13 protein-coding genes and 1 pseudogene are annotated in these 12,893 nt (G+C 64.0%); 10 read left to right on the top strand and 4 right to left on the bottom strand.

Annotated features, from left to right (window positions below):
• Positions 1-464 precede the first annotated feature (464 nt).
• The 5 genes from F462_RS00980 to F462_RS00960 all read left to right on the top strand — a co-directional run bounded on the left by F462_RS00980 (position 465) and on the right by F462_RS00960 (position 5,397).
• A complete protein-coding gene (locus F462_RS00980) occupies positions 465-2,537 on the top strand; it encodes a SulP family inorganic anion transporter (RefSeq protein WP_038050912.1) in 2,073 nt (690 codons plus the stop codon).
• A 123-nt stretch (positions 2,538-2,660) separates the two neighbouring features.
• A complete protein-coding gene (locus tag F462_RS00975; protein WP_018140995.1) occupies positions 2,661-3,350 on the top strand; it encodes a Bax inhibitor-1/YccA family protein in 690 nt (229 codons plus the stop codon).
• A 77-nt stretch (positions 3,351-3,427) separates the two neighbouring features.
• Positions 3,428-4,411 carry a D-2-hydroxyacid dehydrogenase gene (locus F462_RS00970; RefSeq protein ID WP_038050910.1) on the top strand — a complete coding sequence of 328 codons (984 nt, stop codon included), beginning with the start codon at positions 3,428-3,430 and terminating at the stop codon, positions 4,409-4,411.
• 5 nt (positions 4,412-4,416) lie between these two features.
• Positions 4,417-4,635, top strand: coding sequence for a SlyX family protein (locus F462_RS00965; protein ID WP_038050909.1), 219 nt, complete (start codon positions 4,417-4,419; stop codon positions 4,633-4,635).
• Between the two features lie 6 nt (positions 4,636-4,641).
• Positions 4,642-5,397, top strand: a complete 756-nt coding sequence (locus F462_RS00960) for a class I SAM-dependent methyltransferase (RefSeq protein WP_038050907.1) — start codon at positions 4,642-4,644, stop codon at positions 5,395-5,397.
• A gap of 11 nt (positions 5,398-5,408) precedes the next feature.
• Here F462_RS00960 and F462_RS00955 read toward each other — a convergent pair whose 3' ends face one another.
• A complete protein-coding gene (locus F462_RS00955; RefSeq protein WP_371180481.1) occupies positions 5,409-5,912 on the bottom strand; it encodes a Rieske (2Fe-2S) protein in 504 nt (167 codons plus the stop codon).
• A 136-nt stretch (positions 5,913-6,048) separates the two neighbouring features.
• Between F462_RS00955 and F462_RS00950 the strand changes: the two genes are divergently transcribed.
• The 3 genes from F462_RS00950 (at position 6,049) to cyaY (ending at position 7,164) form a co-directional block, all read left to right on the top strand.
• Positions 6,049-6,384, top strand: a complete 336-nt coding sequence (locus tag F462_RS00950) for a hypothetical protein (RefSeq protein ID WP_038050905.1) — start codon at positions 6,049-6,051, stop codon at positions 6,382-6,384.
• Positions 6,384-6,770: a DUF423 domain-containing protein gene (locus F462_RS00945; RefSeq protein ID WP_038050903.1), complete on the top strand. Its 387-nt coding sequence runs from the start codon at positions 6,384-6,386 to the stop codon at positions 6,768-6,770. Before F462_RS00950 ends, F462_RS00945 begins: the two co-directional genes overlap by 1 nt.
• A 70-nt stretch (positions 6,771-6,840) precedes the next feature.
• Positions 6,841-7,164, top strand: coding sequence for an iron donor protein CyaY (cyaY, locus tag F462_RS00940; RefSeq protein ID WP_018140988.1), 324 nt, complete (start codon positions 6,841-6,843; stop codon positions 7,162-7,164).
• 40 nt (positions 7,165-7,204) lie between these two features.
• Here the strand turns inward: cyaY and F462_RS00935 are convergent, their stop codons facing one another.
• From F462_RS00935 to serS, 3 genes are all read right to left on the bottom strand, one after another.
• Positions 7,205-7,609, bottom strand: coding sequence for a hypothetical protein (locus F462_RS00935; RefSeq protein WP_038050901.1), 405 nt, complete (start codon positions 7,607-7,609; stop codon positions 7,205-7,207).
• Positions 7,610-7,632: 23 nt separating this feature from the next.
• Positions 7,633-8,646: a thioredoxin family protein gene (locus tag F462_RS00930; protein WP_208854113.1), complete on the bottom strand. Its 1,014-nt coding sequence runs from the start codon at positions 8,644-8,646 to the stop codon at positions 7,633-7,635.
• 85 nt (positions 8,647-8,731) lie between these two features.
• Positions 8,732-10,018, bottom strand: coding sequence for a serine--tRNA ligase (serS, locus tag F462_RS00925; RefSeq protein ID WP_038050896.1), 1,287 nt, complete (start codon positions 10,016-10,018; stop codon positions 8,732-8,734).
• A gap of 382 nt (positions 10,019-10,400) precedes the next feature.
• Between serS and F462_RS00920 the strand changes: the two genes are divergently transcribed.
• Entirely contained in the window at positions 10,401-11,897 is a 1,497-nt protein-coding gene (locus F462_RS00920; protein WP_038050893.1) for an FAD-linked oxidase C-terminal domain-containing protein, read from the top strand.
• Positions 11,898-11,910: 13 nt separating this feature from the next.
• Positions 11,911-12,860, top strand: a pseudogene (locus F462_RS00915) (GGDEF domain-containing protein).
• The last annotated feature ends 33 nt before the right edge of the window (positions 12,861-12,893 follow it).

The following is a 12,893-nucleotide window of genomic DNA, read 5'->3' as shown; positions in this document are numbered from 1 at the left end:
AGCAACCGCGTCCGCGCTGCCGCCTGACACATGAAACGCAGCCGGCCACAGATTCGAACACGAGGAATCGACAACAATGGTTCGACTGGCAGCGCGCAGCGATGCCAGAGCGTCACAGCAGGTGACGACCCGAAGGGCAAGGCGCTACGCGCCGCAGTAATCCCTCCCTCTCCGCCATATTCAATCCCCCCCTCTCCTCACACTTCCCCGCACTTGCTCATATCTATCCATAGCTCATGTGGTATGCGTCATATTGAACAAGTTAGATAGAAGAAAATGGAATAGGGCTCTATAATTGCGGACTCCTTTCCGCCTGCGCCCGTCCCACGCTTCGGGCTTAGGCCTGGCTGCCATCTCAGTGACGACGGCCCTGGCAGCCGACCGGCCCGGACGCATCATCCCCGGCGCCGCAGTATCGGTCCGGCCGTCGTCCATTATCACGAACCGGCCGAGCGAGTGACCCGATGAATTCGATGCTGCTGCGAGTGTTTCCTTTCCTGAGCTGGCGTCCGACCAAGCAAACCCTCAACGCGGATTTCATCGCTGGCATCTCGGTCGCCCTGGTCCTGATTCCCCAGTCGATGGCCTATGCACAGCTGGCAGGTCTGCCGCCGGTGTACGGGCTTTATGCGTCCCTGCTGCCGGTGATGGTCGCGGCCCTGTGGGGCTCATCCAACCAGCTCGCCACCGGCCCGGTGGCCGTCGTCTCGCTGCTTACCGCGTCGGCCCTGGTGCCACTGGCTGCCGAGGGGTCGACCGAGTTCGTCGCCCTGGCGATCGCACTCGCATTCATTGTCGGCGTGGTGCAGCTGGTACTGGGTCTGTTCAAGCTGGGCGCGCTGGTCAGCTTTATCTCGCACCCGGTCATCGTCGGCTTCACTAATGCGGCCGCGATCATCATCGGCTTGTCCCAGGTCAACAAGCTGCTGGGTGTGCCCATCGACACTAGCGGTCATTTCCTGCTCGGCCTTTGGGGCGTGGTGCTGGAGCTAGGCAGCGTTCACTGGCCGACGCTTATCTTCGGCCTGGGCGCCATCGCCCTGATGGTCCTGATGAAGCGCTTCACACCGAAGGTCCCCGGCGTCCTTGTCGCAGTCGTTGTCGCCATTGTGCTGAGCTGGGCCATTGGCTACGAGCGCAAGGCCGAGACCTCCGTGGACCAGATCGCACCGGCCGAGGTGGTCACGCTAGCCCAGGCCATCGAACGCGAGAGCAGCCGCCTGGCCGAGCTCGATGAGGAGATCCGGAACTTGGAAGCGGAGGCACAGGGGCTGGACGGCGCCGAGGCAGTCCGTCTACGCCACGAAGCCGACCAATTGCGCCTGGAACGCGACGAGTTGCGTCCAGAACTCGCCAGCAAGCGTGACGAGATCCGCGACATCAGGCTACGCCGCGTACCGGGCGAGAACGATGAACCGGCGCGTTTCATCGCGGATGAGCACCTCACCGACGCCGAACGCGAACGGGCAGACTCAGCCAACTGGCGCGTCGAGCGCGTCAGCGAAGATGGCGTTCAGCTCAATGGGGGCGGCGCCGTAGTCGGCAATGTGCCCCAGGGTCTGCCGAACCTCTCGGCACCGGAAATCACCTTTGGAACGGTCACTACCCTTTTGACCACCGCCTTCGTCATCGCGCTGGTCGGCTTTACCGAGGCCATTGCGATTGCGAAAGCCATGGCGGCCCGTACCGGGCAACGCCTGGACCCCAACAAGGAGCTGATGGGTCAGGGCCTTGCGAACATCGCAGGGGGCTTCTCCCAGGGCTACCCGGTGAGCGGCTCGTTCTCGCGATCGGCGGTCAACCTGAACTCGGGTGCGAAAACGGGGCTGGCCTCTGTGATCACGGCCGTGATCATCGGCCTGGCACTCCTGTTCCTGACACCACTGATTTATCACCTGCCTCAGGCGGTGCTGGCGGCCATCATCATGATGGCGGTCGTCGGGCTCATTAATTTCAAGGCCATCAAGCATGCCTGGGTGGCCAACAAGCACGACGGGGCCGCCGCGATCGTCACCTTTGTCGCGACGCTGGCCATGGCACCCAACCTGGACTACGGCATCCTCATCGGTGCCGGCCTTGCGATCGTGCTGTACCTGTACCGCACCATGCAGCCGCGTGTCTCGGAGCTGGCGCGCTACGAGGACGGCACCCTGCGCGAGGCCCAGCGCTATGGACTGGAGACCAACGAGAAGGTTGGCATGATGCGCTTCGATGGCTCCCTCTACTTCGCCAACGTGCCATACTTCGAGGATGCCGTGCTGGACCTTCTGGCCCGCCATCCGCAGGCCAAATACCTGATTGTGGTCGGCAAGGGCATTAATGAGATCGACGCCTCCGGTGAGGAGGTCATCCATCAGTTGGTGCACCGCTTGAAGGCCCGCGGGATCACGTTGGTGTTCGCTGGTGTGAAGGCCCAGGTGATGGAGGTCATGCAGCGCACCGGGCTCGACGAGATCATCGGCAAGGACAACATCTTCAAGTCCACCGATCAGGCGGTGAAGACGGTTTCGGAAAAGGCTGGGGAGCCCATCAAGTAGCGCCCGCAGGCGGATTCACGCCATGGTCCGGCCGATGCCACGGGCGGACCATGGAAACGCTGCAACCATCCGCGCTTCTCGCTACACTGTTTGCTGTTTCGAACCCACTGAAGGAGTTGTCCCGTGTCCCGAGACCAGATCGTCCGCTCCAGCCGTAATCCGTCCAGTACGGGTTCTATCAGCGAGACCATCTCCACCAACAAGGTGATCCGACAGACCTACATGCTGCTGTCGCTCACCCTGGCCTTCAGCGCGATCACCGCGTTCATCGCCATGGCGGTCAACGCACCGCCGGTGCACTGGATCTTCATGCTCGGCGTCCTGATTGGCGGACCGTTCGCCATCTATGCCGCGCGCAACTCTGTGCTGGGCCTGGTGCTCACCTTCGCCTTCACGGGTGTGCTGGGCTTCTTCCTTGGCCCGATCCTGAGCATGTACCTGGGCCTGCCGAACGGGCCACAAATCGTCGGGAACGCCTTCGCCGCGACCGCGGTCGCGTTTGTCACGCTCTCCGGCTATGCACTGGCCACCAAGAAAGACTTCAGCTTCCTGGGCGGCTTCCTCGTCGTCGGCCTGGTGGTAGCGCTGCTGGCCATTGTCGCCAACCTGTTCCTGGCGATCCCGGCCCTGTCGCTCGCGATCTCGACCGGCGTCGTCCTTCTGCTGTCCGCGGCCATCCTGTTCGACACCAGCCGGATGATCCACGACAAGGAGGCCAACTACGTCGTGATGACCGTCTCGCTGTACGCGAACCTCTACGTGATGTTCCTGCACCTGCTGAACCTGTTCCACGCCTTCATGGGCGACAACTAGGTTTCAGCGAGTACGGCATCGCAGGAACGCGATCCAGGGCCCCGCTGCGCGGGGCCCTTTTTCATTGGAACCCGACCATGAACCAGCCTCAGCGCGGCGTCTTTCTCGATCTCGACACCGTCAACCGTGGTGACCTTGACCTGAGCGAGCTTCAGGACTGCCTGCCGCATTGGGCCCTCCACGAGCGCACACAAGCCGGCCAAGTCACTGAACGCATCCATGAAGCCGAGGTCGTCATTACCAACAAGGTCGAGCTTGATGCGGATGCACTGGCCGCTGCACCCAAGCTGCGACTCATCTGCGCCGCGGCAACCGGCACCAACAACATCGACGTCGAGGCCGCCCAGCGGCTGGGGATCGTTGTCAGCAACGCCCGTGACTACGCAACGGACTCCGTGGTTCAGCATGTCTTTGCGCTGTTGCTCACACTGGTCACCCGACTCGACGACTATCGCGCGGATATTCGTGCCGGGCGCTGGTCCGAATCCGATCAGTTCTGCCTCCTGGATCATCCGATTGGCACCTTGGCTGGCATGCGCATCGGCATCGTCGGGTGGGGCGTCCTCGGAAAGGCGACCGCCCGCATCGCCGAAGCCTTTGGCATGGAGGTTCGCCTGGCCGAGAGCCTGGAACCTACCCGAGCACACCAGGCTTCCGGGTCACAGGAGCGTATGCCGCTGGCGGAACTCCTGGCGCAGTGTGACGCCATCAGCCTGCACTGCCCGCTGACGCCGGAAACCCGACATCTGATCGACGACGACGCCCTCCAGCGCATGCGAACGGGCAGTTTGCTTCTGAATACGGCCCGTGGGGGCCTGGTCGACCCCGAAGCCTTGGCCCTGCACCTGCGCAGCGGCCACCTGGGCGGTGCCGGCATCGACGTGGTCGAGCCCGAGCCACCTCCCGCTGATCATCCGCTGTTGGCCGACGACATCCCCAACCTGATCCTGACGCCACACACGGCCTGGGCGGCCCGCTCGGCACGTCAGCGGGTGATCAACGAGCTGGCCGCGAATATCCGATCCTTTGCCAGCGGCAAACCGCGCAACGTGGTGGAGTGACACGCATGAACCCGCAAGCCCTGCAAAAACGGATCGAGGACCTGGAGGTCCGCTTGGCCCATCAGGAATACACCCAGGAGGAACAGGCCCGCGTTCAGCTGGCGCTACAACAGGCCAACAGTGAGCTACGTCAGCAGGTGCAATGGTTGCGGGACCGGCTCCGTGAGCTGGAAGAACGCGACGGTGGACCCGAGGGTGCCGAACGCCCCCCGCCCCACTACTGACCCCCCATGCCGCTCACAGTACAAGCGATCCTGGGGCACGAGGCCGAAGCCCGCGCCCTGCGCGAGACGCTGGAGGCACTTGGTTATCAGCATTCGGGAGAGGCCGAACTGACGTTGGAGCTCGGCCCCGAGGGGCTTGCGCTCCTGCGCACCGATCGCCGTCCACCCTTGCGGCTTCGCCTCGATTTTGCCGCCGGGCGCCAGGGTTACCGGCTCGCCCATGCTGGGCATCAGCGCGAGGGGCTGATCCGCGCATTCGGCAAGCTGCCGCGCGACAGCCATGTCATTGACGCCTCCGCCGGCATCGGCCGCGACACCCTGCTCCTGGCGGCGCATGGCTTCCGCGTCACCGCCTGGGAGCGCCACCCGGTGGTGTACCGGGTCCTTGCCGATGCGCTTGCGCGCGCGAGCCGAACATCCGAGCTGGCAACCATCATCGAACGCATCACCCTGTTCGAAGGCCCGGCCAACCCGAGCCAGCTGGAACCACTGGCGACCGCAGCGGTGTTTGATCCCATGTTCCCGGAACGGGCCAAGCGAGCGGCCGTAAAAAAGGACATGCAATTGATTCAGGCGCTGATGCCGGATGTGGCCGACCCGGATGCCGACCAGACGCTCGCCACCCTACGCGCAGGAGTCGAACGCCGTGTGATCGTTAAACGGCCTTTGCACGCCCCAGCCATCGGGCCGGACACACCCCAGGCCAGCGTGAAAGGAAAGAGCGTGCGCTTCGACCTGTATCCCGCGCTTCAAGCCCCCTGAGCCTGCGAGCATCAGGAACCCCCAAGCATGAGTTGGTCATCACCGGACAGGCGATATTCCGGAATTGGAAGGTTTCTACGCGCCGGCTGGTCGGCATAGACGCGTCCAGCCCCGTCATACCGCCCACCCCGGCAGCGATCCTCAAACCCACCGGACCAGCCTTCCGCTTCTTCGGGATGCACGAGATTCAGTTCGCAGCCCAAATCGGTGCTTTCGCCGATCACCACCAGCCATTCCGGGCGATAACTACGCAGGGGCAACGTCAGGCCATCCGGCTGCTGCCCCCTCCGGGCATTGGGGTCGGCGAGGTCTGCATCGTCGGCCAACGCTTCCTGCCACGCGGCATCCCGATGCACCACCAGTACCCGCCGGCTCTCCCATACCAGGCGTTTCGCCTCACCGGGCGCGATGTCTCGCAGGTCCACACGCAAGGTCTCGCCGCGAGCATCGCCCGGGCGTGAGAGCGCGTAGCTCAACAGCACGACCACCAACAAGGCAACTGCGCCGAAAACCATCAACTTGATCAGGGCGCGGATTCGCACCCGCGCCAGGGTGTCATTCGGGACCTGCACGGTTCGCCTCTTATGGTGGGCCTGCGGGCCCTTGCGAAATCGCTTTGCCTGGGCCAAGTGCACGCCTACACTATGCGGCATGAATGCACCCAAACGCTCCAGCCGCTCCTACGTCGGCCTGTACAACGATATGTACGCCGGCATGACGCCTATCGGCAATTTCATCCGCGATGCCTGGGTATTCGGCATCCTGCCCGAAACCGAGACCTGCGAGGGCTGGGATGTCTCCCGCATCCAGATGCTCCACGACCAGGTCAACGCCGAGTGGGACAAGTACGACCTGCGCATCAGCAACCTGCCCGCGGAACTCCGTGAGCGCCACGAACGCATCCACCAGGAAGCGATCGATCGCGCCCGCGAACACGGCTGGGTCGCTGGCGAGGACATCGACCGCGAGATGGGCGACGACGCCTGATGGGCGGCAGTGAACCGCTAATACGGCCGATCATTACGATCGCCGCCCTTCTCGCTGGCGTAGCGGTCATCCTCGGTGCCTTCGGGGCCCACGCCCTGCAGGAGCGTCTATCCGGACACGCCCTCGCCACCTGGCATACCGGAGTGCAATACCACTTCATCCATGCCCTGGCCCTGCTGCTGATCGCGGCACTGTGGAGCCACCTGGCGCATGGCTGGGCCGCCGCCAGCGCCGTCGCCATGGTGATCGGTACCCTGCTCTTTTCCGGCAGCCTCTACGCCCTGGCACTTGGGGCGCCGCGCATCCTCGGTGCGATCGCGCCAATGGGCGGGACTGCCTTCATCCTGGGCTGGCTAGGGTTGGCGATCGCCGCCTGGCGCGCCTGACTTATACTCCCGAACCCGCGCCCCACCGGGGCGCGGCCTGTCCGCATTTGACCAACGTACCGAGAATTCCATGAGCCAGACGTCTTTTGCCGTATTTGCCGAAAACACCCTGGACGACATCCAGACCCGACTGAGCGACCAGAGCGCCCTGGATGACCTCGACATTGACCTGATCGATGGAGTCATGACGATCGAATTCGACGACGGCGCCCAGATGATCCTCAATCGTCAGGAGGCGGCCCAGCAGATCTGGCTGTCCTCGCCCGAAGGGCCGGCCCACTTCGGCTATTCCGACGAGGAAGGCGCCTGGATCGACGATCGTAATGGCGAGGAGCTGCACGCGACCCTGGTGCGCGTGATCGAGCAGAAGTTGGGCGTGCCGGTCGAACTCTGACCCCCATTAGTGGACGTGGCAGCGCCGCTCCGAGCGGTCCCTACTTCGTGTCGTCTTGGTCCGCCACCGTGCGGCGCTCCTCGGCGCTGGGCGGTTCATCCTCCAGCGCCCGCAGGTGGGCCTCCACCTCGGCCAGCACGGGGTGTGGCTTGTCCTGGTCCAACGCGACATCAATCGCGCGGAGCGCCTCCACCGCCTCCGGATCGCCGCGCAAGGGCATACGCGCCACGCCCAATGCGAGCATGCGGAACTGCCGAAACACCAGGTAGCTAACCGTCGCCAGGATCAGCGCGCCCCAGAGATTGTCCTGGAACCACAGCCAGACCGCCCCACCATACCCCGAAAAAGTCAGCACGAAGATGCCCAGCGCCACGCGATGAGAGCGGGCGACGATGCCCTCCAGGACATCTCGGTTACGGATCACGAAATCACGTTCGAAGTGCACGATGTAGGCCTTTCTTTGCAGTGTCAGGGACGCGCCGGCTGCTGCGCACGCCAGCGTTCAAACGTCGGGAATTCCTCGTAACCGCGCGTCAGCACATAGTCCATCACGTTGCGCAGACGATTCAGGTGGACCACGGAGTCGATCCGGATGATCTCCTCGCCCTTCTCGTCGAAAAAGATCATGGTCGGCGCCCAGTGAACGTCCAGGTCCGCCGCCCATTCTTTCGCATTGGTACGCTCCCCCGCCGGCGTCAGCACGGGTGTATCGGGATCGTCCGCGTTTAGCTGCACCGCATCCATCATCGCAATGCGCTCTAACACGGCGTCATCCTGCAAGGGCTCGGAATGCAGGATATCGCAGGCATGGCAGGCCTCGCGTTCGAAGAAGACTACCAACGGACGATCCGCTGGAATCCGGCTGCGATCCAGCGCATACGGCGGGTTCACAAAGAAGTCGCGTTCGTTGATGTCATCCAGATCAAACTTGGGCGGTGGATCGGCCCGCTCCAGATAGTCTCGGAAGCTTTCTTCCTTATCGTGGCGGTCGATCACATACTCCAGCAACGCCCGAAACCGGTACGGCGGATAGTAACCCCGCATCTGGTGAATCCGCTCACCCTCGGCGTCATAAAAGGCAATGGATGGGGTAAAATTCAGGCGCTGCTCGGCGGCATAACGCCGCTCCAGCCAGGTCTCGCCATCAAGATCCGTGACCTCGCGCGTTCCCAGCGCATCGATTGCCACCACATTGAAGTGCGAAGACAGATAGTCACGGATGTCATCCTGGGAAAAGTTCTTGTCGAATAGCGCCTCGCAATAGGGGCAGTCGTCCATCCCGAAGTACACCGCCAGCCCCATCTTGCCCTGCTCCACGGCGTCTTCCAGGTCCTCCCGCAGATCGAGAAAACTCAGTTCAAACCATTCAGGGGTATGCAAGCCAATCGGCCGCGGAGTGTCGTCGAAGACGAGCCCTTCTTCCAGCAGTTCGTCCTCCTCCGGATCGTCCCCCGCGGCCGTCGGCAGGATCGCCAGCGCCATGAAGAACAGCACCAGGGTGGCGAGAACGCCGAAGCGATGATTTCCGGGCAGAGAAGGTTTCACGGGGTCACTCCGGATGGGCCTGCTATTCGGACGGCGGCTCCAGCACCGAGGTTCCCCCGAGATAAGGGCGCAACCGCTCCGGGATGCGGATCGAGCCATCGGCCTGCTGGTGGTTCTCCAACAGCGCAACCAGGGCGCGGCCGACCGCCACGCCGGAGCCGTTGATGGTGTGTACCAATTCCGGCCGCTCTCCGGCCTTCGGGCGGAAGCGTGCCTGCATGCGCCGCGCCTGGAAGGATTCAAAATTCGAGCACGAGGATATCTCGCGATAGGCCTCCTGAGCGGGCAACCAGACCTCGAGGTCATAGGTGCGCGCCGCGGCAAAGCCCATATCCCCGGCACTCAGCAGCATCACCCGGTACGGCAGCTCCAGCGCCTGCAGGATCTTCTCCGCGTGCCCGAGCAAGTCCTCCAGCGCCGCCTCCGATTCTTCAGGTCGCACGATCTGCACCAGCTCCACCTTCTCGAACTGGTGCTGGCGGATCAGTCCGCGAACGTCGCGACCGTAGCTACCCGCCTCAGAACGGAAACACGGGGTGTGCGCCACCATTCGCAGGGGTAGCTCGTCCGCTTCCAGGATTTGCTCCCGCACCAGGTTAGTCAGGGTCACCTCGGCAGTTGGGATCAGGCGATAGCGCTGATCACAGTCCACCGAGAACAGATCGGCGTCGAACTTCGGGAGCTGCCCTGTCCCCTCCAGGGATTCCGGATTGGCCAGGTAGGGAACGTAGGTCTCCTGATACCCGTGCTCAGTGGTGTGCAGATCCAGCATGAACTGGGTCAGGGCGCGATGCAGGCGCGCCATCTCCCCTCGCATCACCACAAAGCGCGACCCGGCCACCCGCACGGCCGCCTCGAAATCGAGCCAGCCGCCGGGCAGACCGAGATCCACATGGTCGCGGGGCGCAAAATCGAAGGCACGCGGCGTCCCTTCGCGACGAATCTCCACGTTGCTGGTTTCGTCCAGCCCGTCGGGCACGTCCGCCTGGGGCAGATTGGGGATCTGCATCAGCAACGCGTCCAGCGCTTCCTGCACCTCGTGCAGGTCGGTCTCGCACTGCTTCAACTCGTCGCCCAGGCGTCCAACTTCGGCCTTCAGCGGCTCGATGTCCTCGCCCCGCGCCTTGGCCTGCCCAATCCCCTTGGACCGGGAATTGCGCTCGGCCTGCAGCTCCTGGGTGCGCACCTGGAGCTCTTTGCGCCGCGCTTCCAGGCTCTCAAAGCGGTCACGATCCAGGTTATAGCCACGACGAGCGAGCGCCGTGGCGGTCGCGTCCAGATCCTGGCGCAGGCTGCGAATATCAAGCATGGCGGGTTTCCGATACCGGTTTGAGGGAACGACGGAGAAGTCTACGGTTGCGGCCCGGTGGCGTCCACGCCAAGCGCTGGCCTGTAGGAACGGCTTTACGAAGCAACCGGTCCGGCGCCCAGCACAAAGCGGACCCCGCAGAGCCCAGCCGCCGCCGCCAACACACAACGCAGGAGGCTCGTGGCGATATAGGCAAGGGCCCGGTCCCAGGCACCATCCATTCCTGCATGTCCAGGCGCAACGCCTACCCCAGCGCACCCCCGACGGCCACGACCAGCTAGGAACCGATCCCCACGCTCGTCATTGCATCTCGCCCCTGGAAAAGACGTACAGTTTATGCGATCACCCAGCATGGACCCAGCGAGCCCCTACCATCACGCCTATGAATGCCGTGTCCCCGCTTAAGCACATGGAGGCTGCCGCCCAGGCACTCGCGGCGGTAGTAAATGCGCTGCGCGATGCATTGCCCAACGACGCGCTCGTCACCGAGGAGTCCGAGCGGAGGGCTTATGAATGCGATGGGCTGTCGGCCTATCGCCAGATCCCCGGGGCCGTCGCCCTGCCCCGAACCCGTGACGAACTGATGACGTGCCTGCGGCTTTGCCGCGAGCATGGTGTGCCGATCATTCCACGCGGCGCCGGCACCGGCCTGTCCGGTGGGACCTTGCCGAGCGAGACCGGCTTGTTGCTGTCGATGGCGCGTTTCAACCGCATCCTGGAGATCGACGCCGACAATCGCTGTGCCGTCGTCCAGCCCGGCGTGCGCAACCTCGCGATCTCCGAGGCCGCGGCGCCGCAGGGTCTGTACTACGCCCCGGATCCCTCCTCGCAAATCGCCTGTTCCATCGGCGGCAATGTGGCAGAAAACGCCGGGGGCGTGCATTGCCTGAAGTACGGGCTCACCGTGCACAACGTAACCGGCCTGGAGATCGTCACCCTCGACGGCGAAGTCGTCCGCCTCGGAGGCAAGACCCTGGACACCCCCGGTCTGGACCTCCTCGCCTTCATGATCGGTTCCGAGGGCATGCTCGGCATCGTCACCGAAGTCACCGTCCGGCTCCTGCCGCGCGCAGAACGCACGCAGGTCCTGATGGCCAGTTTCGATGACATCGAGACGGCCGGGGGTGCCGTGGCCGGTATTATCGCTGCGGGTCTGATCCCGGCGGGGCTGGAGATGATGGACAACGCGGCCATCCGCGCCGCTGAGGACTTTGTCCACGCGGGCTACCCGGTGGAGGCTGCGGCGATCCTCCTGTGCGAGCTGGACGGCACCAATGCGGAAGTGTCCGAAGACGTGATGGTGGTGCGCCAGAAACTGCTGGATCTTGGCGCGACCGAAGTCCGCACCGCTCGCGATGATGCCGAACGTGCCCTGTTCTGGGCCGGGCGCAAGGCAGCCTTCCCGGCCGCAGGCCGCATCTCGCCGGACTACTACTGCATGGATGGCACCATCCCACGGCATCAACTGGGAACCGTCCTCCACCGAATCAACGAGCTGTCGGCGGAACACGGTCTCGGGGTCTGCAATGTCTTTCATGCAGGGGACGGCAACCTCCACCCCCTGATCCTTTACGACGCCAACCAGACGGGTCAGCTCGAAACGGCCGAGGCATTTGGCCAGCAGATCCTCGAACTGTGCGTCGCCGTGGGCGGCACAATCACTGGAGAACACGGCGTGGGCGTAGAAAAACTGGATGGCATGTGCGCCCAGTTCCCGGCCCCGGAACTGGAACAGTTCCACCGACTGCGCCGCGCCTTCGATCCACTGGGGCTGCTCAACCCCGGAAAAGCGATCCCGACCCTCGCCCGCTGTGCCGAATTCGGCCGCGAGCACGTCCATCATGGCCAGCTCGCACACCCCGACCTGCCCCGACTGTAGCGCGAAGCATCTAATGTCTGCGAACACCCTTGCCACGCCTTTGGCCGATGACTTCACCAGTGCGATCGATGCCATTCTGGAGGCCCTGCACCATCTGATTCCGCTGAATCTCTGGATGATCACCCGCGTCGAAGGCGATGACTGGATCGTCCTGCACACGCGTGGCAAGGCACCCCGGATCCGCCCCGGTGCCGTCTTTAACTGGCAGCATTCCTGCTGCATCCGCATGCATGCCGGCGAAGGTCCCAACATCGCGGCGGATGCGCAGGCCGTTCCGGCCTATTCGAGCGCCACCATCAATGAACAGGCGAACATCGGCTGTTATGTCGGATTTCCGCTACACGATGCCGACGGCAAGCTGTTCGGCACCCTCTGCGGGCTGCACCCAAAACCCATGGATACCGAAATCACTCGGCACCAGCCGGTCATCCAGGCGACGGCTACGGCCCTCAGTCACGTCCTGCGACTGGACCAGCACGCGGAAGAGCTGGACCGTCTGCGCCTGCAGACGGCCCTGGCCACCCACAGCGACCCGCCCACCGGCACATTGAATCGCCGCGGCGGGGAGATGGCCCTGGAGGCTGAAGAGACCCGCTGCCGTCTTGGCGGTCAGCCCGCTGGTGTGATCGTGTTGGCATTCGCCACACAAACCCCTTCCGGGCAGAGGGGCGGCCAGGCAGAGGACGCCGGGCTGGTGCACTCCGTGCTGGCGCTGAAGGCCCAGATTGGTCCAGGCGAGTTTGTCGGTCGACTGGGGGCGCCCGGTTTGGCATTCTGATCCGTGGACGCGCCGCGACCACCCTCGCCCAGTACAGCGAAAACCTGGAGCACGCCCTGGCTGGACAAGGAATCCCCGCGGACGTGGGCTACGCCATGCGCGAGGCGGCCTCCGGAAGTCTGGAACAGGCACAGATACGCGCCGAACGCCACCTGCGGCAAGCCGGCGCCGCAGCGGCTGAATAGAGTACGACCCCACGATCGCCGGTACCCGCGACG

The organism is Thioalkalivibrio sp. ALJ1, assembly GCF_000745395.1.
Classification (GTDB): Bacteria; Pseudomonadota; Gammaproteobacteria; order Ectothiorhodospirales; family Ectothiorhodospiraceae; genus Thioalkalivibrio.
Note: the sequence above shows the minus strand (reverse complement) of the source record. Positions and strands in the feature narration are given on the sequence as shown.

Coding starts and splice junctions, on each gene's coding strand:
- F462_RS00980 (WP_038050912.1), top strand. CDS start 465: ATGAATTCGATGCTGCTGCGAGTGTTTCCTTTCCTGAGCTGGCGTCCG.
- F462_RS00970 (WP_038050910.1), top strand. CDS start 3,428: ATGAACCAGCCTCAGCGCGGCGTCTTTCTCGATCTCGACACCGTCAAC.
- F462_RS00965 (WP_038050909.1), top strand. CDS start 4,417: ATGAACCCGCAAGCCCTGCAAAAACGGATCGAGGACCTGGAGGTCCGC.
- F462_RS00960 (WP_038050907.1), top strand. CDS start 4,642: ATGCCGCTCACAGTACAAGCGATCCTGGGGCACGAGGCCGAAGCCCGC.
- F462_RS00955 (WP_371180481.1), bottom strand. CDS start 5,912: ATGGTTTTCGGCGCAGTTGCCTTGTTGGTGGTCGTGCTGTTGAGCTAC.
- F462_RS00950 (WP_038050905.1), top strand. CDS start 6,049: ATGAATGCACCCAAACGCTCCAGCCGCTCCTACGTCGGCCTGTACAAC.
- F462_RS00945 (WP_038050903.1), top strand. CDS start 6,384: ATGGGCGGCAGTGAACCGCTAATACGGCCGATCATTACGATCGCCGCC.
- cyaY (WP_018140988.1), top strand. CDS start 6,841: ATGAGCCAGACGTCTTTTGCCGTATTTGCCGAAAACACCCTGGACGAC.
- F462_RS00930 (WP_208854113.1), bottom strand. CDS start 8,646: ATGGCGCTGGCGATCCTGCCGACGGCCGCGGGGGACGATCCGGAGGAG.
- serS (WP_038050896.1), bottom strand. CDS start 10,018: ATGCTTGATATTCGCAGCCTGCGCCAGGATCTGGACGCGACCGCCACG.
- F462_RS00920 (WP_038050893.1), top strand. CDS start 10,401: ATGAATGCCGTGTCCCCGCTTAAGCACATGGAGGCTGCCGCCCAGGCA.